At 73.6% G+C, this 22,660-nt stretch carries 22 protein-coding genes; 8 read left to right on the top strand and 14 right to left on the bottom strand.

Annotation, left to right across the window (positions count from 1 at the left end; translation table 11 throughout):
- Positions 1–12: 12 nt before the first annotated feature.
- Both ACFW3D_RS22355 and ACFW3D_RS22350 read right to left on the bottom strand, forming a co-directional pair.
- Complete coding sequence (locus tag ACFW3D_RS22355; RefSeq protein ID WP_500506238.1) at positions 13–1,590, bottom strand: Na+/H+ antiporter; 1,578 nt, start codon at positions 1,588–1,590, stop codon at positions 13–15.
- Between the two features lie 71 nt (positions 1,591–1,661).
- Positions 1,662–2,450 (bottom strand): FadR/GntR family transcriptional regulator, encoded by a 789-nt coding sequence (locus ACFW3D_RS22350; protein ID WP_500506235.1) that lies wholly within the window; start codon positions 2,448–2,450, stop codon positions 1,662–1,664.
- Between the two features lie 101 nt (positions 2,451–2,551).
- Here ACFW3D_RS22350 and ACFW3D_RS22345 point away from each other — a divergent pair, with 101 nt between their 5' ends.
- The 3 genes from ACFW3D_RS22345 to ACFW3D_RS22335 all read left to right on the top strand — a co-directional run bounded on the left by ACFW3D_RS22345 (position 2,552) and on the right by ACFW3D_RS22335 (position 5,091).
- Positions 2,552–3,427, top strand: a complete 876-nt coding sequence (locus ACFW3D_RS22345; protein ID WP_500506233.1) for a carbon-nitrogen hydrolase family protein — start codon at positions 2,552–2,554, stop codon at positions 3,425–3,427.
- Between the two features lie 20 nt (positions 3,428–3,447).
- Entirely contained in the window at positions 3,448–4,827 is a 1,380-nt protein-coding gene (locus ACFW3D_RS22340) for an APC family permease (RefSeq protein WP_500506230.1), read from the top strand.
- A 63-nt stretch (positions 4,828–4,890) separates the two neighbouring features.
- On the top strand, positions 4,891–5,091 hold the full coding sequence (locus tag ACFW3D_RS22335; RefSeq protein WP_500506227.1) for a hypothetical protein: 201 nt from the start codon (positions 4,891–4,893) through the stop codon (positions 5,089–5,091).
- Positions 5,092–5,144: 53 nt separating this feature from the next.
- On the opposite strand, the gene ACFW3D_RS22330 is transcribed toward ACFW3D_RS22335, so the two are convergent.
- Complete coding sequence (locus ACFW3D_RS22330) at positions 5,145–6,053, bottom strand: NUDIX hydrolase (protein WP_500506224.1); 909 nt, start codon at positions 6,051–6,053, stop codon at positions 5,145–5,147.
- A gap of 204 nt (positions 6,054–6,257) precedes the next feature.
- On the opposite strand from ACFW3D_RS22330, the gene ACFW3D_RS22325 reads away from it, so the two are divergent.
- Positions 6,258–7,181, top strand: coding sequence for an SAM-dependent methyltransferase (locus ACFW3D_RS22325; RefSeq protein ID WP_500506303.1), 924 nt, complete (start codon positions 6,258–6,260; stop codon positions 7,179–7,181).
- A gap of 59 nt (positions 7,182–7,240) precedes the next feature.
- Here ACFW3D_RS22325 and ACFW3D_RS22320 read toward each other — a convergent pair whose 3' ends face one another.
- The gene (locus tag ACFW3D_RS22320) at positions 7,241–8,956 is read right to left on the bottom strand and encodes an ArnT family glycosyltransferase (RefSeq protein WP_500506221.1); all 1,716 of its coding nucleotides are present in this window, start codon (positions 8,954–8,956) and stop codon (positions 7,241–7,243) included.
- Between the two features lie 156 nt (positions 8,957–9,112).
- On the opposite strand from ACFW3D_RS22320, the gene hemC reads away from it, so the two are divergent.
- A complete protein-coding gene (gene hemC, locus ACFW3D_RS22315; RefSeq protein ID WP_500506219.1) occupies positions 9,113–10,048 on the top strand; it encodes a hydroxymethylbilane synthase in 936 nt (311 codons plus the stop codon).
- Positions 10,049–10,170: 122 nt separating this feature from the next.
- The gene (locus tag ACFW3D_RS22310; RefSeq protein ID WP_500506216.1) at positions 10,171–10,845 is read left to right on the top strand and encodes a ThuA domain-containing protein; all 675 of its coding nucleotides are present in this window, start codon (positions 10,171–10,173) and stop codon (positions 10,843–10,845) included.
- Positions 10,846–10,866: 21 nt separating this feature from the next.
- On the opposite strand, the gene lexA is transcribed toward ACFW3D_RS22310, so the two are convergent.
- Positions 10,867–11,565 (bottom strand): transcriptional repressor LexA, encoded by a 699-nt coding sequence (gene lexA / locus ACFW3D_RS22305; RefSeq protein ID WP_500506214.1) that lies wholly within the window; start codon positions 11,563–11,565, stop codon positions 10,867–10,869.
- A gap of 439 nt (positions 11,566–12,004) precedes the next feature.
- Here lexA and ACFW3D_RS22300 point away from each other — a divergent pair, with 439 nt between their 5' ends.
- Positions 12,005–12,928, top strand: a complete 924-nt coding sequence (locus ACFW3D_RS22300) for an RNA polymerase sigma-70 factor (RefSeq protein WP_500506211.1) — start codon at positions 12,005–12,007, stop codon at positions 12,926–12,928.
- Between the two features lie 52 nt (positions 12,929–12,980).
- Here the strand turns inward: ACFW3D_RS22300 and ACFW3D_RS22295 are convergent, their stop codons facing one another.
- From ACFW3D_RS22295 to ACFW3D_RS22285, 3 genes are all read right to left on the bottom strand, one after another.
- Positions 12,981–13,751, bottom strand: coding sequence for a hypothetical protein (locus ACFW3D_RS22295; RefSeq protein ID WP_500506209.1), 771 nt, complete (start codon positions 13,749–13,751; stop codon positions 12,981–12,983).
- A gap of 289 nt (positions 13,752–14,040) precedes the next feature.
- Positions 14,041–15,441, bottom strand: a complete 1,401-nt coding sequence (locus tag ACFW3D_RS22290; RefSeq protein ID WP_500506207.1) for an aldehyde dehydrogenase family protein — start codon at positions 15,439–15,441, stop codon at positions 14,041–14,043.
- Between the two features lie 252 nt (positions 15,442–15,693).
- Positions 15,694–17,157: an aldehyde dehydrogenase gene (locus ACFW3D_RS22285; RefSeq protein WP_500506205.1), complete on the bottom strand. Its 1,464-nt coding sequence runs from the start codon at positions 17,155–17,157 to the stop codon at positions 15,694–15,696.
- Between the two features lie 293 nt (positions 17,158–17,450).
- On the opposite strand from ACFW3D_RS22285, the gene ACFW3D_RS22280 reads away from it, so the two are divergent.
- The gene (locus ACFW3D_RS22280; RefSeq protein ID WP_500506202.1) at positions 17,451–17,792 is read left to right on the top strand and encodes a hypothetical protein; all 342 of its coding nucleotides are present in this window, start codon (positions 17,451–17,453) and stop codon (positions 17,790–17,792) included.
- Positions 17,793–18,170: 378 nt separating this feature from the next.
- Here the strand turns inward: ACFW3D_RS22280 and ACFW3D_RS22275 are convergent, their stop codons facing one another.
- The 6 genes from ACFW3D_RS22275 to ACFW3D_RS22250 all read right to left on the bottom strand — a co-directional run bounded on the left by ACFW3D_RS22275 (position 18,171) and on the right by ACFW3D_RS22250 (position 22,623).
- The gene (locus ACFW3D_RS22275; RefSeq protein ID WP_500506199.1) at positions 18,171–18,530 is read right to left on the bottom strand and encodes a hypothetical protein; all 360 of its coding nucleotides are present in this window, start codon (positions 18,528–18,530) and stop codon (positions 18,171–18,173) included.
- 17 nt (positions 18,531–18,547) lie between these two features.
- The gene (locus ACFW3D_RS22270; RefSeq protein ID WP_500506196.1) at positions 18,548–19,168 is read right to left on the bottom strand and encodes a DUF1349 domain-containing protein; all 621 of its coding nucleotides are present in this window, start codon (positions 19,166–19,168) and stop codon (positions 18,548–18,550) included.
- A 130-nt stretch (positions 19,169–19,298) separates the two neighbouring features.
- Entirely contained in the window at positions 19,299–20,528 is a 1,230-nt protein-coding gene (locus ACFW3D_RS22265; protein WP_500506194.1) for a PP2C family protein-serine/threonine phosphatase, read from the bottom strand.
- Positions 20,529–20,537: 9 nt separating this feature from the next.
- Entirely contained in the window at positions 20,538–21,392 is an 855-nt protein-coding gene (locus tag ACFW3D_RS22260; RefSeq protein WP_500506192.1) for a PP2C family protein-serine/threonine phosphatase, read from the bottom strand.
- Between the two features lie 53 nt (positions 21,393–21,445).
- A complete protein-coding gene (locus ACFW3D_RS22255) occupies positions 21,446–22,012 on the bottom strand; it encodes an NADPH-dependent FMN reductase (protein WP_500506190.1) in 567 nt (188 codons plus the stop codon).
- Positions 22,013–22,164: 152 nt separating this feature from the next.
- Positions 22,165–22,623: an ATP-binding protein gene (locus ACFW3D_RS22250; protein WP_500506187.1), complete on the bottom strand. Its 459-nt coding sequence runs from the start codon at positions 22,621–22,623 to the stop codon at positions 22,165–22,167.
- Between the last annotated feature and the right edge of the window lie 37 nt (positions 22,624–22,660).

Genomic DNA, 22,660 nt, shown 5'->3' with positions numbered 1-22,660 from the left:
CGGAGCCCACCGCTACTCGCGCTGCAGCGCCGCCTCCTCCAGGTCCAGTTCGCGCATGACGTGGCGCAGCACCTCGTCGTCGATGAGCCGTTCGTCGCGGAAGCGCACGAACTCCTGCCGTTCGGCGTCCAGCATCGCGCGGCGCAGCCGCCGGTAGGCCACGCTCGGCGGCTCCGCGCCCCCACCGGTGGGGCCGCCCAGCCGCTCCCACGCGGCGTTGCGGCGGGCCTCCGCGGTCTGCCGGAGGGTCTCCAGCACGGCCTGGTGGGAGCCTCGGTCCCCGGCCAGTTCCTCCAGGCGCTGCAGTGCCGCCCGGGCGGCACTGTGCTGGGCGTTCGCCTCGGCCAGAGCGTCCTCGTACGCCTCCTTGTTGCAGATGCCGAGCCGCCGGATGAGCGGGGGCAGCGTCATCCCGTGCAGCAGCAGCGTGCCGACCGTGACGAAGAAGGTCAGGAACAGGATCTCGTCGCGGCCGGGGAACGGCGCTCCGCTGTCGGTGGTCTCCGGCACCGCGAAGGCGGCGGCCAGCGAGACCACGCCGCGCATGCCCGCCCAGGAGAGGACCACCGGGTACTGCCACGGGGGGTACGGGTCGCGTGCCCGGATCCGCGGGAACATCAGCCGTGGCAGGTACGTCCCGGGGTAGACCCACACGACGCGCGCGGCGACGGTCACCGCCGTCAGCGCGGCACCGGCCGCGACCAGTTGCCCCACGCCGGTGTCGACGGTGTCGACGATGCCCCGCACCTGCAGGCCGATCAGGGCGAAGACGAGGGCTTCCAGCACCGTGTCGAGGGCGCTCCACACCGCGTACACCTGCAGCCGGGAGGTCGCCTCCGTGTCGGGGGACCGGTGTCCCAGGTACAGGCCGGCCACGACCACGGCCAGTACTCCCGAGGTGTGCGCCTCCTCGCCGACGAGGTAGGCGAGGAACGGCACGAGCAGCCCGAGCGCGCTGGCCAGGTCACCGGGCAGGAAGCGGTGGCCGAGGCGGGCCAGCCGGCCGATCGCCAGGCCGATCAGCGAGCCTCCGACGGCCGCCATCAGGAAGACCCCCACGCCCTGCAGCAGGGTGTAGCCGGCGCCCGCCACGGACGCGATGGCCACGCGGTAGGCCGTCAGCCCGGTGGCGTCGTTCACCAGGCTCTCGCCGCCGAGTACGGTCAGCAGCCGGCGCGGCAGCCCGAGCCGGCGCCCGATGGAGGTCGCCGCCACCGCGTCGGGCGGCGACAGCACCGCGCCGAGCACCAGGGCCGAGCCCAGCGGCAGCCCGGGAACCAGCCAGAATGCCGCGTAGCCGATCACGACGGTGGTGAACAGCACCAGCCCCACGGCCAGCAGACCGATGGGGCGCAGATTGTCCCGGAAGCGCAGGTAGGAGCTCTCCCGCGCCGAGGAGTACAGCAGCGGGGGCAGGACCAGCACCATCACCAGTTCGGGCTCGATGGCGTAGGCGGGGATCCCCGGCACGAAGGACGCGCACAGGCCGACGGCGACCAGCAGCAGCGGGGGAGACACCCCCAGACGCCGGGCGACGGCGGTGACCAGCACCGCACCGACCATGAGCGCGACGAGTGCCAGCCCCTCCACGGACGTCTCCTCCACCCCTGTGGCGGCGCACGCCGCACATGTGGCTCGACTGTACTGGTGGGGCGGGCGGATCAGCTCCCGGCGGTGGCGGAGGGCCCGGGCACGGCGTCGGACAGGCCGATGAACATCGTCCGGTGCAGCGTCTGGACGTGCTCCTGGGCGACCGCTGCCGCGGCCGCCCGGTCCCCCTGGCGCAGGGCGCGGACCAGGGCCCGGTGCTCGTCGTTGGAGGCGCGCAGCGCGTCGAGGGGGTAGGGCAGGTAGTACCGGTAGAGCTCGCGCACGACCGCCGCGTACGGGACGACGACCGACGGCGTCCCGGTGGCGGAGGCGACGGCGAGGTGGAACTCCTCGTCATGGCGGTGGAACTCGGCCCAGCCGGTCACCCGGTCCATGGCGTCGACCAGACGCTCCAGCTCGCGCAGCGCGGCGTCGTCGGCGTGGCCGGCGGCGAGGTGGGCGATGCCGCACTCCAGGACCAGCCGGTGGTCGATCAGCCGGCGCACCGCGTCGGTGTCGGAGCGGTAGCTGCCGACCGCGCTGACCGAGCCCTTCGCCGGGTGCTGCGCGACCAGCGTGCCGCCGTTGCGGCCGCGGCGGCGCTCCAGCAGCCCGTCGTCGCACAGGGCCACCAGCGCCCGGCGCACCGTGATCTCGCCGACGTCCAGCGCCGCGGCGATCTCCGCCGCGGCGGGCAGCCGCTCGCCGGGGGCGAGCAGGCCGAGGTCGATGGCCATGGCTATCCGGGCGCGCACCGTGTCGAGCGCGGACAGGCGGCGGATGCCGCCCAGGGCGGGGGTGCTCAGCGGCGGGCCGGCGGCCGTCGCGGCCTGGCCGGTCCGGTTCTCCGTGTCGGGCATGGGACCGACTGTAGTACCGGAAAACATCTCACCTTGAGCACTCTTGTTTATCTGATCAGAATGCTCTAATTTCCTGAGCACTCGAACGAAGCAGGTGAACCATGTCCCGACCCCTTCCCGTGGCCCTCGCCCAGGCCGGGCCCCGCCCGGCGGGGGCACCCCTGTCCGGCTTCGCGGAAGAGGCCGGGGCCCTGCTCGGGCGTTTCCCGCAGACCCGGCTGATGGCCTTCCCCGAACTGCACCTGTTCGGTGCGGACGGGGACCCGGCGGACGTCGAGCGGCAACTGCACGAGTCCGCGGAGCCGCTGGACGGCCGCCTCGTACGCGGTCTCGGTGAGATCGCCGGGGACCTGGGCGTCTGGCTGCTGCCCGGCAGCATCTGCGAACGCGGCCCGGACGGTGAGCTGTTCAACACGGCGCTCGCCTTCTCGCCCGAGGGGCGGCTCGCCGCGCACTACCGCAAGCTCTTCCCCTGGCGCCCCCGCGAGCCCTACACCCCGGGCGACCGGTTCGTGGTCTTCGACGTCCCCGGGGCCGGCCGCGTCGGCTTCTCCATCTGCTACGACGCCTGGTTCCCCGAGGTCGCCCGGCACCTGGCCTGGATGGGCGCCGAGGTCATCGTCAACCCCGTCATGACCACGACCGGCGACCGTGCCCAGGAACTCGTCCTGGCCCGGGCCAACGCCATCACCAACCAGGTCTACGTGGTCAGCGTCAACACCGCCGGGCCGCAGGGCACCGGCCGCAGCCTCGTGGTCGACCCCGAGGGACGCGTCCGCACCGAGGCGCCCGACAGCGCCGCGACCGTCCTCACCGACGTCCTCGACCTGGACGACGTCACCCGCGTCCGCACGTATGGCACGGCCGGCCTCAACCGCATGTGGTCCCAGTTCACCGACACCGACCGTCCCCTCGAACTCCCCCTGTACGACGGGCGCATAGACCCTCGCAGCTGGCGCCCCGCCCGCCGCGGCTGACCCATCCCCGGAGCCCCACGATGACCGACAACGCCGCGCGCTCCGCCACCACGGCCCCCGCGCTGTCCCGCACCCTCGGACTCAGAGCCGTCGTCTCCTTCGGCCTGGCCTACATGACCCCGCTGATCGTGCTCGGCACCTTCGGTGTCGTCGCCGAGAAGACCGGCGGCGCGGTCCCCACCGCCTACGCCCTGGCGCTGGTCGCCATGCTCTTCACGGCCTACAGCTACGGGAAGATGGCCGCCGAGCACCCCGTCGCCGGCTCCGCCTACACCTACGTACGGCGCTCCATCGACGGGCGGGCCGGCTTCCTCGTCGGCTGGGCCACGCTCCTGGACTACTTCTTCCTGCCCATGGTCATCTGGCTGATCGGCGGCGCCTATCTGCAGGCCGAGTGGCCGGGGGTGCCGATGTGGGTGTGGATCCTCGCCTTCATCGTCATCACCACGGCGCTCAACCTGTTCGGCATCCAGGCCGCGGACCGGGCCAACTCCCTGCTGATGGCGTTCCAGATCCTGGTCATCGTGATCTTCGCGCTGCTCTCACTGCGGCACGTCTTCCACGCCGAGGGCGCCGGGGGCCTGTTCAGCAGCGGGCCGTTCCACAACGACGCCACCACGCTGGCCGGGATCTCCGGCGGCGCGGCCATCGCGGCGTACTCCTTCCTCGGTTTCGATGCGGTCACCACGCTCACCGAGGAGACCGTCGAGCCGCGCAGGACCATGCCCCGCGCGATCATGCTCACCGCACTCATCGGCGGCGGCATCTTCATCGCGCTCGCCTGGACGACCCAACTCGCCCACCCCGGCAGCAGCTTCGACGACCCCAGCTCCGCCGCCTTCGAGATCGCCAGGACCATCGGCGGCGACCTCTTCTCGTCCGTCTTCCTCGCCGGGCTCGTCGTCGCGCAGTTCGCCTCCGGCGTCGCCGCCCAGGCCAGCACCTCCCGCCTGCTGTACGCGATGGGCCGCGACAACGTGCTGCCCCGCAAGGTGTTCGGCTACATCCACCCCCGCCACCTGACGCCGGCCTTCAACATCCTGCTGACCGGCCTGGTCGGTCTCATCGCCCTCCGTCTCGACGTCGCCACCTCCACCTCCTTCATCAACTTCGGCGCCTTCACCGCCTTCACCTTCGTCAACCTCAGCGTGATCGCGACCTTCCTCCGCAAGCGCCGCGCCGGCGAGCCCGTCGGCCTCTTCGGCTACGCCGTCGTCCCCGGCGTCGGCGCCCTGATCGACCTCTGGCTCCTGCTGCACCTCGACGGCAAGGCCCTCACCCTCGGCGTCATCTGGCTCGCCCTCGGCGTCGCCTACCTCGCCTACCTGACCCGCGGCTTCCGCAGGCCGCCGCCCGAGCTCACCTTCGACGAGCGGGAGAGCGCACCGGCGTCCGGCTGACGCCCCTGGTGCCAGTTCACCCACGCTTCGGGCGGTTTCGAGGGGACCTACTTCAACTTCGGCATGCGCCGCGAGTCCCGGCGCGCGGGCGGCTCGGCCGACCTGCTCGTCCGCGCACTCCTGGACGCGGGCATCGTGGGCCGGGACACCTCGCGGTACGACGCGGACCCCGCCTTCAACGCCGACGGCACCCACACGGTGCGCATCATCGCCGACCACTTCGGGCTGCCCTCACCGCCCCTCGCGCTCGCGCCGGCCGGGTGAGGACGCGTTCGTGAGGCGGCGCGCCGCGGGTTCCGGGTCGCGCGGGACGGGGGTCATGCCCAGCCCGACTCGGTGTAGGGGCGGCCCGCCCGGATGCCCTCGATCGCGGCCCGCGTGTACGGCACGAGGCGTTCGGGGAGGGCGTCCGGGTGCCACCAGCGCCACGAGAGGCACTTGTCGGGCTCACGGACCACCGGTTCGCCCTGCCAGCGACGTACGCGGAAGACCAGTTGCATCCGGGGCGGGCCTCCGCCCGCGTCCACGAGGTGGACGGCGTGCGCGAATTCCGCGTCCTCCGGCCTGATCCGCAGGCCGGCCTCCTCCTCCGCTTCCCGGACCAGGCACGCGACGGCGCTCTCCCGTTCGCAGTGTCCGGCGGGGAAGTGCCACTGGCCGCCGGCGAATGCGGAGTCGGGGTGGCGGAGTCCGAGCAGGACCTCACCGGCGGGGTTCTCCAGGTACAGGTGCGCGCCGACGACGTTCAGCACGCTCCGGCCGCCCGCCGGGGACCGCGTGCCCGGCGCGGCGGCCGGGCCGGCGTGCCGGCGGACGAGCTCCAGGGTCGCGTGCCCCAGCCGGAGCCGCGGCATGACCTCGGGCCGGAACCACCGGAGCATGACGCCTTCCGTCGGTTCCAGGCCGTCCGGGTCGCCGTTCCAGCGGGCGGTGAACACCTGGACCGGGAGGAGCGCCCCTCCCCGGTCGTGGACGTGCTCCACCGCGAAGGCGCGCAGCTCCGGCAGGTCGAGCCCTGCCTCCTCGCGCAGTTCCCGGCGGGCCGTGGCCTCCAGGGACGCGTCGTCCGGCTCACGGCCGCCGCCGAGCAGCGACCACGTACCGGGGTTCCGGATGTCCGGACGGTGGTCACGCAGGTGCAGGAGGTACTCGCCCCGGTCGTTGTGGACGAGCACCGAGGCGTTGCGGGGTTCTGCGGCCGGTTCAGCGGCGTGGATCGAGGTCAAGCGAGCCTCCAGGGCGGTTCCGGGGACGTGCGGTCACCAAGGTCAACGATCGGGTACGCCCAACGGCAGACCCGTTCCGGCCTTTCTGCGCCTCCCCCCGCCCGGACGGCCCGCGCGAGTCGGGAGCGGTGGCACCAACTCGCCGTTTCACCAGCTAAGTTGTGTGCAGATCAGATCGCGTATTCGAGTCTCCAGGGGATGGCCATGACCAGCGGCAGCGACGCTCCCAACGACTACGACTCCGCCGAGCAGCTCCGCAGGCGGATCGACACCACCAAGGCGCATCCGGCGCGCGTCTACGACGTCTTCCTCGGCGGCAAGGACAACTACCCCGTCGACCGCGAGGCGGCCGCGGCCGCGCTGGCCGCCAATCCCCGGGGCTACCTGGACGTGCGGCACAACCGGGACTTCCTGCGCCGCGCGGTGAACCACATCGCGGGCGAGACCGGCATCCGCCAGTTCCTCGACATCGGCACCGGACTGCCCACGCAGGAGAACGTGCACCAGATCGCGCAGCGCATCGTCCCCGAGGCGCGGGTCGTGTACGTCGACAACGACCCCGTGGTGCTGGCCCACGCGCGCGCCCTGCTGACCAGCGGCCCCGAGGGCCGGACCGACTACATCGACGCGGACCTGCGCGACCCCGCCGCGATCCTGCGCGAGGCGGCCGGCACGCTGGACCTCGCCGAGCCGGTGGCGCTCGTGCTCGTGGCGGTCCTGCACTTCGTCGAGGACGACGAGGCGTACGGCATCGTCAAGCACCTCGTCGACGCGCTGCCCTCGGGCAGCCACCTCGTGCTGAGCCACCTCACCTCCGACCTCAACGCGGAGCAGATCGCCAAGGTCGCCAAGACCTACCAGGACCGCGGCTTCTCGTTCGTGCTCCGCGAGCACGCCGAGGTCCTGCGCTTCGTCACGGACAACGGCCTGGAGATCGTGGAGCCCGGCCTCGTCCCCGTACACCACTGGCGCCCGGACAACGCCGACGACACCCTCGCCACCCACGCCGACGCCTCCCCGGAGTTCGTCGAGGGCCTCGAGGACATCGACGCGATCCGCTACCGCAGCATCACCGACGTCACCGACGCGGACATCAACGTCTACGCCGTCGTGGCACGCAAGCCCTGACGTCACGGCGCCCGGCGCCGCCCTCCCGGACCGGTGAACGGGGCGGCGCCGGGAGGCGGTCAGTCGCGGCGGTAGATCGTGATCGAGTGCCCCACCTCGTCGACCGGCTCGCTGCCTGCGATGAGCTCCGCCAGCCGGCCCTCCGCCTTGGCGACGGCCGAGTCCGACACCACGAGCAGCCCGTGCACCCGGTCCTCGGGGACCGTGCGCGGGTCGGCGGCGTGGATGCCGTAGTGGGCGGGCACTCCGCTGCCCTTGTAGACCAGCCACACCGTCTCGCCGGGGTACTCCTCGCGGAGCCGGTCGGCGAGACGGCCCAGGTCCTGGCCCCAGTCGACGTTGGAGTCGTGCAGCCGCAGATGGGTGTTCGCCGTGCCGCCGAAGGCCTCGTTGGAGTACTGCAGGTAGAAGGGGAAGGTCCGCAGCGAACTGACGGCGACGAAGACGACGAGCGCCGCGGCCGCCACGTGCGCCCACCGCCGTCGCAGGGCCGTGACGCAGGCCGCGGCGACCGCCCCGAACAGCGGCAGGAAGACCACGTAGCGGACCCCGAAGTCCCGCGAGCCGGTCATGGCGGCCGCCGTCAGCACGGCCGCGGGGACGAGCAGGTACGGGGCGGCGGGGCGCAGCCGGGGGACGGCGAGCAGCGCGGCGGTGCCGGCGAGCCACAGGGCGAGCATGCCGAGCGGGGTCTTCACCAGCACCGCGGCGGGCAGGTAGTACCAGAGCGCCCCGCGGTAGTGGCGGCCGAAGAGGAAGCCCTCGAAGGTCGAGTCCTCGAAGCCGAACTGGACCGCCATGCCGTCCCGGTACGCGCGGGGGAGCGGGAGCGCGTCCACGGCCAGGGCCCGCAGGCCGTGCAGGGCCGGCAAGGTGTCCGGCGCCGTCCAGCGCAGCCGCGGGTCGACGACGAGGTAGGCCGCCCACACCACCGCGACCGCGAGGAGCCCGACCCCGCCCGCCGCGATGGCGGCGCGCCGCAGCGACCGGGCGGTACCGGGCCGCTCCGCGCCCCGTCCGCCCGCGTGCCACACCGACAGCGCGGCCAGGAGCAGCAGGACCGGCACCGCGGGCAGCGCGCTCATCCGCGTGGCGAGCGCCGCGCCCAACGCCGCACCGGCGAGCGGCAGATGGAGCCGGGGACGCTGCCGGGCCCGCCACAGCGCCCACACCGACGTCAGCAGGAAACCTGCCGCCGGGACGTCCAGCGTGGCGAGCGAGCCGTGCGCGATGACATCCGGTGAGAACGCGTACAGGGCGAGCGCGAGCAGCCCGCCGGCGGGCCCGGTGAGGTCGCGCGCGAACGCGAGGACCACCAGCCCGAACAGCAGCGTCAGCACGATCACCGGCAGCCGGGCCGCCAGCATCAGGCGCCACGGGTCGTTCCCCGACTCGTAGAGCACGCTGCGCCCGAGCTCGGTCTGGTCGCCCTCGAAGGCCGGGTCGAGGTGCGGGTGGGCGAACACCAGGCCACTGGCGATGACCAGCTTGCCGAGCGGCGGGTGCTCGGGGTTGAAACGCAGGCTGTGCTCGTGCAGGTAGACCGTCGCGGTGCCCACGTACACCGGCTCGTCGATGGTGGGCGTCTGCTGGACGGCGGTCGTGACCATCGCGAGGGCCATCTGCGCGAGGAGTGCCAGCACGGCAAGGACGTACAGCGGGCGGCGGTGCCGCGGCGCAAGAGCCCGGAAGCGGCGGACCGGAACGGCGGTGACGGCGGCGGGCGTCGCCGGTTCGGGGGACACCGCGGCGGGCGAGGGCCGTTCCTGCGTCATGGTGCGCTTACCCCGTCGCCCGTCCCGGTGGCGCCACATCCGCGCGCCGGCGCCCTCCCGACGGGTGCCGCGGGACACACTAGCCCCGCCGCAGCCCCCGCGTGCGGGGTTGGGGCTGTTGCGCGGGGCGCGGGCCGGACGCCGTACCGTGGGCGCATGGCAGTCCCCGAGCTGATCCGCATCGTCTCCCGCTCCTCCCCGATGGCGCTGGCCCAGGTCGAGCGCGTACGCACCGAGCTGGCCGCGCTCCACCCCGCCATCCGGACGGAGGTCGTGCCCGTCACGACGTCCGGTGACCGCTGGATGGGCGACCTCGCCCGGCTGGGCGGCAAGGGCGCGTTCACCAAGGAGGTCGACGCCGCGCTGCTGGAGGGGAGGGCCGACCTGGCCGTCCACTGCGTGAAGGACGTGCCCGCCGACCGGCCGCTGCCCGCCGGGACGGTCTTCGCCGCCTTCCTGAAGCGGGACGACATCCGTGACGCCCTGGTGCATTTCGGCGGCCTCACGCTCGACCGGCTCCCGCCCGGCACGCGCATCGGCACCTCCTCCGTGCGCCGTATCGCGCAGATCATGGCCTCGCACCCGCACCTGACCTGCGTCCCCATGCGGGGCAACGCCAACCGCCGCCTGGAGAAGCTCGCGGCGGGCGAGGCGGACGCGCTGCTCCTGGCCGTGTCCGGGCTGGAGCGGATCGGCAGGACCGACGCCATCAGCGAGGTGCTGCCGGTGGAGACGATGATCCCGCCGATCGGCGCGGGCGTCCTCGCCCTGCAGTGCCGGGAGGGCGACGGCGAGACGATCGACGTCGTGAGCGACCTCGGCGACCCGGCCGCTCACCGGGAGACCACGGCCGAGCGGATGTTCCTGCACGTCCTGCAGGGCCACTGCAACAGCCCGATCGCGGGATACGCCCACGCCGAACGCGACGGCCGGCTCTCGCTCCGGGCGCGGGTCTTCTCCCCGGACGGCAAGACCGTCCTCGACGCCCACGAATGGGCGGGCCCCCTCGACCCCGCCACCCTCGGCACGTCGGTCGCCGTGGCGCTGCTGCGGCAGGGTGCCCGCGAGCTGATCGACAGCATCGGGCACTGACGGGAGGCGCGCCGCCGTTGACACCGGGCCGCCGTTGACGCCGGGCCGCGGTTGACGCCCGGGCGGCGCCGGGGAGACTGGTGGGCGCCGCTCGCCGTCCGTCACCGTCCTGGGAGAGCCGATTGTCCCGCCGCGACCCCCGTGTGCTCGTCTACACCCGCACCACCGACTACCGGCACGAGTCGATCCCCGACGGCGTCAGGGCCCTCACCGAGCTGGGAGCCGGGCACGGCTTCCGGGTGGACGCCACCGAACGGCCCGAGGACTTCGAGGGGGCCGGCCTGCGGCCGTACGACGCCGTGGTGTTCCTGTCCACCAGCGGGGCGGTACTCGGCGACGCGGGCCGGGCCGCCCTCGCGGCGCACCACGCTGACGGCGCCGGTTTCATGGGCGTGCACGCCGCCGCCTGCACGGAGTACGACTGGCCGTACTACGGGGAGTTGCTGGGCGCCCGCTTCACCGGGCATCCACCGCTGCAGACGGGCACGGTCCTGGTCGAGGACACCGCCCATCCGGCCACCGCGCACCTCGGCGCGGCCTGGAAGGTCACCGACGAGTGGTACGACTTCGACCGCAGCCCCCGCCCCGGGGTGCGGGTCCTGGCCTCCGCCGACGAGTCCTCGTACTCGGGCGGTTCGATGGGCACCGACCATCCGCTGGTCTGGTGCCACGAATACGGCGGAGGACCCGTCTTCTACACCGCGCTGGGGCACTCCGCGGAGGCCTACCAGGACGCGGCCTTCCGGGCCCATCTGCTGGGCGGGCTCCGGTCGGTGCTGCCCGGCGCCGCGGACTGAGCGGGCCCGCCGCCCCCGCCGTCAGAGGCGTCGCAGCACGGCGACCACCTTGCCGAGGATGACCGCCTCCTCGCCGGGGATCGGGTCGTAGGCCGGGTTGTGCGGCATGAGCCAGACCCGGTCGCCCTCGTGCTTGAGCCGCTTGACGGTGGCCTCGCCGTCGATCATCGCGGCCACGATGTCGCCGTGGTCGGCCGCGTCCTGACTGCGGACCGTGACCCAGTCGCCGTCGCAGATCGCGACACCCGTCATGGAGTCGCCGACCACCTTGAGGGCGAACAGCTCGCCCGCGCCGACGATCTGCCGGGGGAGCACGAAGACCTCGTCGATCTGTTCCTCGGCGAGGATCGGCGTACCGGCCGCGATCCGGCCGACCACGGGCACACGCGCCGACGGGGAGGCACTGACGGGCTCCGCGCCCGGCCCGGAGCCGTGCTGCGACGGCCAGGAGCACCGTACGCGGTAGGCGCGCGGCCGGTGCGGATCCTGCTCGAGCACGCCCTTGCGCTGCAGCACCGCGAGTTGATGGGCGACCGAGGACGTGCTGGCCAGGCCCACGGCCTCACCGATCTCGCGCATCGACGGCGGGAACCCGCGGTTCTCCACCGAGCTCAGGATCGCCTCGACGATGCGGGACTGACGGTTGGTCAGCCCGTCGGGGCCGGGGTTGTCCGAGCCCTGCGGGCGCCCACGGCGCACTGTCGTAGTGGTGGGCTCCATGCCCCGTCCCTCCCTGTGCGGATCTTGCTGCGATACGTAACGTTACCCTGCTCCACGGCGCTTTTGGAACGCGTGTACGAAATTCCGTGAAGATCTGTACACACACCGCGCGGGACCCGTGCGGATCGGCGGCCGATTCCCGCTGTCACAAACGGGGCCGCTGCCCGGTCGAAGAAAGGGGATCGTGCGTCCGGGGGCCGGAAGCGGAATGCGTCTCGAATGCGGGCGGAATTCCCGCGCCCGGCCGGGAACGCCCGTTCGGCCGCCGGCGTCGCCCATTCACACGCGCCCCCGGAAACACACCGGGCGCGGTGGCCCCACCCCTGAACTGCGCGGACCGGGCCCGGACACGGAGCGCCCCCCGGCCCGGAGGAAAACGCCCGCTGTGTAGGCTGGAACGGCCGGCCGGGCGGATGTGACGGTGGAGGAAAACGCGACGATGCAGCCAGCGGACGCAGAGCACGACGGCTCGCTCGACGAGGCCGCGGCGGTCTTCACGGCCCTGCGCTCCCGATTGTTCGGCATCGCCTACCGGATGCTCGGAAGCGCGGCGGAGGCCGAGGACGTCGTCCAGGACGTATGGCTCAGGTGGCAGGCCGCGGACCGCGACGCCGTGGAGAACCCGACCGCGTTCCTGACCACCGCGACGACCCGGCTGGCGATCAACGTCACCCAGTCCGCCCGTGTCCGGCGCGAGGGCTACGTCGGACCCTGGCTCCCCGAGCCGGTGGACACCCGTTCCGACCCCGCGCTGGGCGCCGAACGCGGCGAAGCGGTGGAGATCGCGGTGCTGTTCCTGCTGGAGCGCCTGACGCCCACGGAGCGGGCGGCGTACGTGCTGCGCGAGGCGTTCGACTACCCGTACCGGGAGATCGCCTCCGTGCTCGACCTGAGCGAGGCCAACTCCCGCCAGCTCGTCAGCCGCGCCCGCAAGCACATCGCCGCCGGGCGGCGCGAGCAGGTGGGCACCGCGGAGCACCGCCGGCTCCTCGAGGCGTTCGTGGCGGCCGCCAGGGCGGGCGACATGGCCGGCCTGGAGAAGCTGCTCGCCACGGACGTGGTGAACTACGGCGACGGCGGCGGAGCCGTCCGCAACGCCGCCAAGGTCCCCGTGGTCGGCAGTGTCAAGGTGGCGAAGTTCATCACCGCCTTCGCCCCGCGCTTCTGGGTCGACACGGAAGTGGTGTGGGTCGAGGCGAACGGGCAGACCGCGGCCCTCGTCGTCCACGCCGGCGCGCCGATGGCCCTGCTGTCCATCAGCGCCTCCGAGCAGGGCATCGACCAGCTGATGTGGGTGCTCAACCCGGAGAAGCTGACCGGCTTCAGCTCCGTCGCGGCGGGCCCGGCCGCGCCGTCCGCCTGAGTCCGGCCGCCGGCCGGCCCCCCGGCCGAACGGGAGGCCGCCGGGCGCGCTGTCAGGCGTCGGTCGTGGCCCGGCCGGTGGCGACCTCGCCCGCCCGCAGCAGCCGGAGGAAGGCCTTGAGGCCCGTGATGATCTCCTCGTTGTCGGTGAGCCGGTTGACCGTGGCCTCGAACTCCCGTGCCAGCGCGGTGATCCGGCGGTCGGCGTCCTCCGCCCGCTCGTACACCGCGACCCCCAGAGCGTCCACCGTGCGGCGCAGCTCGGCCAGGGCCCGGTACTGCTCCTCGGTCCTCTCCTCCAGGACCTTGATGCCGCTGTCCGTGTGCTCGACGCGCCGTTTCAGCTCCAGTACGTCGTCCCGCGGATGGGTGACGTCCTTCAGCAAAGTGCCCAGCCGCTGCCGCAGTTGTCCGAACCACGCCCCCGCCGGACGGAATACCGTGCTCAGCAGGAAGAACCCGGCGATCCAGTACCCGGCGCCGTGACCGGTCGCGACCGTGACGGCCACCACCCCGGCCGCCGTGAGCAGATGGCCCGCCAGGGCGACCCGCAGCATCGTCCGGGCGATCCGCGCGGCCTCGACGTCCCGCGCCTGAGGAACCGTCAGCCCCTTCTCCCGGCTCACCGCGATCTCGGCCAGCACCGCCCGTGCCCGGAAGTGGACGTTCCACGGCACTGTGAGCAGGACGAGCAGCCACAGCAGGCAGAGCACACCGGCACCCGCGCCCAGGACCACCGGAAGCGGCGCGCCCACCGCGTAGACCAGCGCAAGCGCCCCGGCGGTCACCGCCAACGCCAGCACCGCGCCCAGGAATCTCCCCATGCCCGTCTCCGACCTCCCTCTCCTGATGGTCCGTTGCCTCCATCGTCCTGGCACGGCGGGACACGGGCATGAGTACGCCTACTCACTCCGCCTCCGCCCCGGTGCGGTGCGGTGCCGCATGACCCCGTCGGGGGACCGCCCCGCAGCCGCGTGAATCCGTCCGCCGGAGCGTGATCCCGGTGCCCGGCGTGGCACTTCGCCGTGGAGAGCCACCTGGACGCAGTGTCCGGCTGCGTGCGCGGCTTCCTCGGGAACGTCGTCCACCGACCTCGCCGCGCCGGACGGGCGCTCAGGCCGGCCGGGTGATCGTCCGGTGCACGACGTACCCCTCGAGCCCGGTCGTACCGTCCAGGCCCGTCGCGGCCCCGTTGACGGGCACGGCGCCCGTACGCAGCCGGTGCGCGACGGCGACGGCGCGCTCGGGGTCGGCGGACCACACGCCGCCGGACAGGCGGTACTCCGAGTCGTTGGCCATCCGTACGGCGTCGCCGTCGCCGTCGTGGGCGATGACCGTCAGCACCGGGCCGGAGATCTCGTCCTGGGCGATGCGCATGCGGTGGTCGACGTCCGCGAGGACCGTCGGCGTCACGTAGTAGCCCTGCTCCAGGCCGGGAGGGACCCCGGAGCCCCCGGTCACCAGGCGGGCGCCCTCCTCGATGCCGAGGTCGATGTACGACATCAATCGCTCCTGCCGCTCGCGGCCGGCCATGGGCCCGATCGAGGTGTCCGGATCCGCGGGGTCACCCACCTTCAGGCACCCGACGGCGTCGGCGACCGCCGCGACGACCTCCTCGTACCGGCGGCGCGGGGCCAGGACGCGGGTCCGCGCGGCGCACATCCTCCCGTTGTCGCCGAGCGAGGCGAACAGCCCCCGCACCGTCCGCGCGAGGTCGGCGTCCTCCAGGACGATCGCGGCGGCCTTGCCGCCGAGTTCCAGACGGACCCGCTTGAGCTGGTCACCGGCGAGCGCGGCGACGCGGCGGCCGGCCCGGGTGGAGCCGGTGAAGACGATCGCGTCCACGTCCGGGTGGGAGACCAGGTACTCGCCCGTGTCCCGGTCTGCGGGCAGCACGCTCAGCGTGCCCTCGGGCAGCCCGGCCTCGGTGTACAGCTCGGCGAGCAGCCCCATGGCCAGCGAGTCCTCCGGTGTGACCTTCAGGATGACGGTGTTGCCCGCCAGGAGGGCGGGCGTCAGCCGCGCGGTGGCGGCGGAGAACGGGCACTGCATGGGGATGACCGCGGCGACGACTCCGACGGCCTCACGCCGCACGATGGTGTCGTACCCCGGGGAGGGGTCGCCGGGATGGACCGCCTCCTCCCAGCCCAGCTCCTCGGCGGCCTTGAGGCAGGCGTCGACCCGCCGGGTCAGGGAGGCCTGCTCCGCGTCCGCGAACCGGCGGGGCGTGCCCGTCGCGTCGGAGACCCGCGCGGCCGCCTCCGCGGCGCGCTCCTCGCGCAGCGCGTTGACCCGGCGGATCACCTCCTGCCGCTCCTCGGGGTCCGTGCGCGGCCACGGCCCGCCGTTGAAGGCCGCGCGCGCCGTGGCCACGGCGACGTCCGCGTCGCCCGGTGCGGCCTGGGCGGCCCGCCCGAGCAGGGAGCGGTCGTGGGGGGAGCGGATGTCCAGCGGCCCGGGATGTGCGGGGGCGGTCCAGACACCACCGATGTACAGCCTGTCGTACACGATCATCGAGTTTCCCTTTCGGCGTTCGGGTGTCCGGGTGTCCGGGGCCGGGTGCCTGCGGAGCGGGGTGCGGTACGGGCCCGCCGGCAGTGATCCGCCGCCACGAGGGGCGGCCGGCCGTCGTGCGCGGGCGCCTGGTCCTCGGGGCCACCGGCGACAGCGGGGCGGACCCGGCGGGGAGGCCGGTCCGCCCCGCCGGGCAACGCCGTCGCGTCGACCGTGGTGCGCGGTCCGCTGCGTGCGGCGCCGGCGGCCATGTCATGGTCCCGGCATGAAGACGGCCTTGGTCTCCAGGTAGGCCTCCAGCCCCTCGGGGCCGCCTTCGCGGCCCACACCCGAGGACTTCCGGCCGCCGAAGGGGACCGAGGGCGCCAGTTCAAAACCGTTGACGCCCAGCTGGCCGGTCGTCACCCGGCGTGCCACCCGGTAGGCGCGTTCGGGATCGGCGCCGTGGACGCTGCCGCTGAGCCCGAAGTCGGTGGCGTTGGCGATCGCGACGGCCTCGTCGACGTCCTCGTACGCCTGGACGGTGACGACCGGGCCGAAGATCTCCTCGCGGGCGATCGTCATGGCGGGCTCGACCCCGGCGAAGACCGTGGGCAGCACGTAGTGGCCGTGCTCGTGACCCGGGCTGCGTCCGCCGCCGGTGACCACCCGCGCCCCCTCGCGGCGGCCGGTTTCGATGTAGCCCAGCACGCGCCGGAGCTGCCGGCCGTTGAGGACCGGGCCGACCTGCGTCGTACGGTTCCAGGGGTCGCCGACCCTCAGCAGGCGGACGCGGTCGGCGTACGCCGTGACGACCTCGTCGATCCGGGAGCGCGGTGCGAGGATGCGGGTCTGCGCGAAGCAGACCTGTCCGGCGAAGGGCATGGTCAGCGGGGTGAGGGTGTCGAGGGCGTCGTGCAGGTCCACGTCGTCGAGCAGGATGGCGGCGGACTTGCCGCCCATCTCGAGGGTGACCCGTGCGAAGCGCTCCAGGGCGGCTCTGGCGACGGCACGGCCCGTCGTCACGCTGCCGGTGAAGCTGATCTTGTCCACGCCGGGGGAGGCGACCAGCGCCTGCGACTCCTCGCGATCCGCGGTGATCACGTTGACCACCCCCGGCGGCAGCCCGGCCACCGCGGCGCATTCGGCGATCACCAGGGCGTCCAGCGGGCTCTCCGGCGGTGACTTCACGACGACCGTGCAGCCCGCCGCGAGGGCCGCGGGGATCTTGTGCGCGAAGATGTTGAAGGTGGCGTTCCACGGGGCGAACAGCGCGGCGACGCCGACCGGTTCACGGGTCACCCGGGCGTGTCCCCGCGACGTGGGGCGGCGGTCGTGGAACGCGTACGAGCCGGCGAGTTTGGCGAAGTAGTCGAAGCGGCTCTCGCCGGCCTGGACGAAGCCCTCGGCGAACGCGACCGGCGCTCCGACCTGGGCCGTCCAGAGCCGGGCCAGCAGCGGCAGCCGCCGGCGCACCTCGTCGGCCAGGCGGCGCAGATGGGCGGCCCGCTCGGGTGCCGACATCCGCGGCCAGGGCCCCTGGTCGAAGGCCGTGCGCGCGGCGTCGACCGCGCGCTCGACGTCGCGGGTGTCCGCCAGCGGTACGCGCAGCAACTCCTCCTCGGTGGAAGGGGAGACCACGGGGGCCCGGCGGGTCCCGCTGGGGGAGACCCAGCGACCGCCGATGTGGAAGGCCTGGCGGGCCTCCCCGGACAGTGCTGAGGACAGGTCGATCATGGCGTCACCCCGAGGTCGGCCGGACCGTCGGCGCGCCATCGGCCGGGTCCGGCGACATGAGCCAGAGTGTCAGTGCGTTGACTGGGGGGATGTTTCACGGGAAACATCCCATATCGTGCAATTCGCCACCGGTTCGTCGTGCCGGGCGTTGCGCGGGTACGAAGAGCGGAAGCCGCGCCCACCGGTCTCCCGTGGGCGTGGCTTCCGCTTCCGTGAGGTGCGATCGCCGAAACGCTGGTCAGGGGCCTGTCGCGGCCGGTCGCCAGTTGTTCGGCGGGTGCCGGGGAACGGTCGTGGGCCGGTCTCCGGAGGAGGTCTTACCGACCGCCGCCACCGCCGCCGCCGTGGCCACCGCCACCGCCGCCGCCGTAGCCGCCGCCACCACCGCCGTGACCGCCGCCGCCACCACCGTGGCCGCCGCCGCCCCAGCCGCCCCAACCGCCGTAGCCGCGGTCGTAACCGCCGCCCCAGCCGCCGCCGTGGTCGCCGTAGCCGCGGTCATAGCCGCCGTAGCCGCCGCCACCATGGCCGCCGCCGCCGTAGCCGCCACCACCGTGACCGCCACCGCCACCGCCGCCGTGGCCACCGCCACCGCCGCCGCCACCGCCGTGTTCCGCGTAGCTGACCGCTGCTGAGGCCGGTGAGCTCGTCGGTGCCGCGACGGCCGTTGAGGCCGCACCCCCGAGCGCGAGCGCAAGGCCTGCCACTGCGGCGAGGGGCCACTTGGAAATACGCATGACAACTCTCCTAGCCAGGTCGGTTCCTGGGCGTGGACCTTGGTTCAAAGGCCACTGCGCCGGACGGTCCGCTCGGCACCCCACCCCCGCCGCGGGTCGTGAGGTCCCGCAGTCAAGTGGTGATGTTCGAAATGTTGCCTTTGCCACTATTCGTCCACGCCCCCCACGCTCCGACCGCCAGGTCGTGACGTCAAGGAGCGAGCCTGGTAGTGCCACTACCAGGCTCAGCGGAGGAAGGCCCCGGGGAGGCCGGCGACGCCGGCGGGACCCGGGACGTCAGTCGCTCGGCGAGTCGTCGTCGAAGGGTTCGTCGCTCCACCGGAACCAGGCCTGGTCGTCCTCGATGTGCAGCAGGAACTCGGGCACCGGACCCGAGGGCGAGGACAGCGTGACCACGCGGCGCACCTCCTCGTACGCCGACTCCCACGCGGCCCAGGGCTCGTCCTCCTCTGCGGGAGCGGTCATCGCGGCCTGCATCAGGGCGAGTTCCCGGGCGAACAGCGGCCCCACCCGGGCGAACGCCGGGGCGGGCGTGAACCGCCCCGACAGCCACGGGAAGTCGGCCTCCTCGACCGTGATGTCACCGACGGGCTCCCCGTCGCTCAGCACCCGCCAGACCTCGCCCACGAACCCCATCGTGTCCTCACCAGCCCTCAGTGACCCCCGGCGCCCGCCTGCTCGGGCTCCTCGTGCAGTGCGGAGTCGGCCGCGCCCCGGGTGAAGCCGGTGAACGCCACGCGCAGGCCCGCACGCTCGGGGGAGCAGCAGAACGGTCCCGCGCCGGCGTCGGCGTCCGGGGCGAGCGGCGCCAGCCGGACCAGCCGCCACGGATCGTCGTCACGGCGGGCGCGGATCGTCACCGCGTCGCCGGAACGGCTGGCGCGCACCGTGACGGAGTGCCCGGCCCAGTCGGGGACCGGAGCGAGCGACCAGTCGGACACCCCGCGGGTGACGACCGCGCCGAGGTGCGGCACGCCGTCGGACATCTCGATCCCGGCCTTGACCCAGGTCTCCGCGTCGACCCGGATCATGAGCCCGGCCTGGTCGTACAGCGTGTCGAAGTCCGCGCGGAAGGTCACCTCCATCGACGTGTCCGCCGGGAAGGCGGTGAGCAGGGCGTGTCCGTCGTCGCGGACGAAGCCGTAACTCGTGGTGCGCCAGAAGTCGCTGCGGTCGCGGGTGGTGACCAGCATCCCCGATCCGTCCGCCTCGGCGTGCTGCGGGGCGTTGAGCCACGTGGCCTCGTCCCAGTCGATCGGGCGCTGCTCGTTCATGGACCGTCCTTCCGATGGGGCGGGCCCCGGGACAGGATGCCGCGGGGCTGCCGCCGGCGTGGGCGGGCCCAGCGTAGATCAGCGTCCCGGCAGCGGAACACGGGCCGGGTCGACGGGGCGCGACGAGGGGTCATTTCCGCTCGGGGCCGAAGGGCGGCACCCGCGTGGAGGGACCGGGGTCGGGCCCGCCGGACAGCGCCGACGGCCCGTCGAGCACCCCCGGTTCGTGCGACAGGCCGATGCCCGCCGGCTCCCGCCGAACCGTGATCAGCGCGGCGTCGTCGCCGAGCCGTCCGCCGCAGTAGGCGAGAAGGTCCTCGCGCACGTGCCGCACCAGGTCCTCCGGGGTCCCCTGGCCCGGCCAGGACGCGACGCGCTCGGCGAGCGGGTAGAAGCGGCCGGAGGCGTCACGGGCCTCGGTCACGCCGTCGGTGTACAGCAGCAGGACGTCGCCGGGCGCGAAGGGGAAGGTGTCCACGCCCGGGTGCGAGGGCTGCAGCAGCCCCAGACCGATGGGCGGCGCCGGCTGGGTGGGGTCGAGCTCCGCCAGGCCGTCGCCGGTGAGCCGGAGCGGGGGCGGATGGCCGCAGTTGAGGATGCGGACCTCGGGCCGGTCGTCGGGGAAGTCCACCAGGATCGCGGTGATGAACGACTCCACCGACGCGTCCTCCGGCAGGCCGTCGGCGCAGCCCTGCGCGGCCTTCCAGGACACCGTCGCCTCCAGGTGCGCGTACATCGCGGGCAGCGGCGGAGCACGGTAGGCGACGCTGCGGAACGCCCCGAGCAGCAGGGAGGCGTCACCGATCGCCGGCAGGCCCTTGCCCCGGACGTCCCCGATGAGCAGCCGGGTGCCGCCGGGCGTGCGCACCGCCGCGTACAGGTCGCCGCCGATCCGGGCCTGGTCCTCGGCGGCCTGGTAGTCGAAGGCGATCCGCAGCGGGCCGATGCGCTCCGGCAGGGGCTGCAGGACGACCTGCTGCGCGGCCTCCGCCACCGAGCGCACCTGCTGGAGCTCGGCCTGGTGGCGTTCGCGGAGCCTCACGAAGAGCACGGTGAAGGCGGAGACGAGGACCAGCGCGATGATCTCGCTCTGGCGGTACGACGTGGTGATGGTGCCGTCCGCCACCGACACCACGGTGAGCGACGCGACCGCCAGCGCCCCGATCAGGCCGGTCAGCCGGAGCCCGCCGAACGACGCCGTCAGCGCGGGTGCCACCACCAGCAGAGGGCCCAGGTGGCCTTCCGTGGGGATCACCAGGTCACTGATGACGATCGCCACGATCAGCAGCACCGGAACCGCGATCAAGGCGGGGTTCCGCTCCGCGGACCAGTAGCTGCCTGCGCGTGGTGCAAGACGCATACCTCTTGCTTACACCCCTCCTGCCGACCCCGCCCGTGGCGGGACGCGGGGGGACACGGGCAACAGGAGCGCCGTCACGTTGTCATGGCCGCCGGCGTCCAGCGCGTGACCGACCAGCGAACGCGCGCCGTCCAGGGGCGCCCCGCCGCCCGCGGTGGCGGGCGTGGATGCCAGCCGGGCGCGCAGCGACTCCGCGCCCGGAAGGTACCGCCACAGTCCGTCGGTGCACAGCAGGAGGCGTCCGCCGACGGCCGGCCGGCTGCTGCGCAACCGCGGCGCGGGCTCGCCGTTCCCGGCGCCCAGCCAGCCGGTCAGGGCCTCCAGTTCGCCGGTGTCGTCGTCGGTCAGCGTGATGGCCAGGCCCGAGTCCGGCAGCCAGTAGGCGCGGCTGTCACCGATCCACGCGCACCACAGGCCGTCCGGACCGGTGACGCCCGCGACGAAGGTGCAGGCCGGTGCCTCGTCCGGGGAGACGGCCAGAGCCGCGACCGCGCGTCCCGCGCGCCGGGTGGCGTCCTCCAGCGCGACCTCGGGCACGGTGCCCGCGAGCAACGCCGACGCCAGCGCCCCCGAGGCGACGTCCGCGGCGAGCCGGGCGGCCCGCTCGGACCGGGGCGACATCGACACCCCGTCGCACACCACGCCGATCGTCCACGCGCCGGCCGTGGCCACGGCCATCGCGTCGGCGTTCACCTCACGCCGCCTTCCCCGGTCGGTGACCCCCGCCGCGCCGCCCGCGGTGACCTCCACGCGCGACCTGAACCCGGGCTGGGCGACGCCGCAGTCCCAGCAGTGTCCATCCGGGGCCACCGTCCCGCCGCACCGCTCGCACGCCGGCGTACCGCCCCCTTGTCGTCCGTCCATGGGAGGACCCTACGAGGGGCCGAACCGTACGAGGAAGGCCTGATGGGCCGGGATCAGGACGGCGCGTGGCGCAGCGGTGCCAGGGCCTTGGTCCAGGCCAGGACCTCGTCGAGGACGACGTCCAGTTCGCCCGCTCGGCGCGGACCGGGCTCGAAGCGGCTCATGTCGGCGAAGTCGCGGAAGAGGGAGAGCGCCACCTGCGCCCGGACGGTGGCCACCCGCAGTTCGGCCATCACCAGCCGCAGGTGCTCCACCGCGCGGCAGCCGCCGACGCTGCCGTACGCGACGAATCCGGCCGCCTTGTTGTTCCACTCGGCGAAGAGGTAGTCGATGGCGTTCTTGAGCGCACCGGGGATCGAGTGGTTGTACTCGGCCGTCACGAAGACGTAGCCGTCGAAGGAGGCGATCTTCTCCGCCCACGCGAAGGTGTGCGGACGGCTGTAGCGGCCCAGGGACGGCGGCAGCGGCTCGTCGAGCAGCGGGAGGTCGTAGTCGGCGACGTCGACCAGTTCGTACTCGGCGTCGCCGCGGAGCGCGGCGTTCTCGTACACCCATTGCGCGACGGCCTCGCCGAGGCGCCGGGGGCGTGTGCTGCCGAGGATGACGGCGATCCTGGTCATGGTGCTGCTCCTGGACGGTCCTGATGCGGTGGCCGGGCGGGGCGCCGGAGCGGCGGACCGGCGCGTCAGGCACCTTCCATGAGCGCCCGCCGGCGAACCGGGCGGGGCCGGGGGTTCACCCGATCGCCGACGCGGCCGGGGCGCGCCGCGCCTCAGCGGATCCGGGGCTCCAGGGAGATGCGGACCGTGATGCGCTTGCCCACCGGCTGGCGCTGCACGTCGAAGCCCTCGCACAGGGCGAGGATGATCTCCAGCCCGTGCTGGCCGATGCGCCCCGGCTCGGCGGCGCGGGCCAGGGGAAGGGTGCTGCTGGTGTCCCACACGGACACCAGCAGCGTCGCCGTGTCGACGTCCACCTCGAGGTCGAGCAGGCCGGGGCCCGGAGCGTACTTGCAGGTGTTGGTGACCAGCTCGCTGACGACGAGCTGCGCGGTCTCGACGGTCTCGACCGGCACCGGGACGCCGTGCTCGCCCTGGACGCGGCCGAGGAACCCGGCGGTGAAGCGGCGTGCCGCGGAGATCGCCTCCGAGTCGCCCTCGTGCGCGAACCCCGCGTGGATGCACGGCCAGTCGGCCAGGTGGTCGGCGCGGCCGTCCAGCCTCGGTTCCATGGTGGTGCCTTTCGTACTGCGTCCCGGCCGGCCGCGC

The organism is Streptomyces sp. NPDC058864 (genome assembly GCF_042742985.1).
Classification (GTDB): domain Bacteria; phylum Actinomycetota; class Actinomycetes; order Streptomycetales; family Streptomycetaceae; genus Actinacidiphila.
This window is presented reverse-complemented; position numbering and strand designations above follow the sequence as displayed.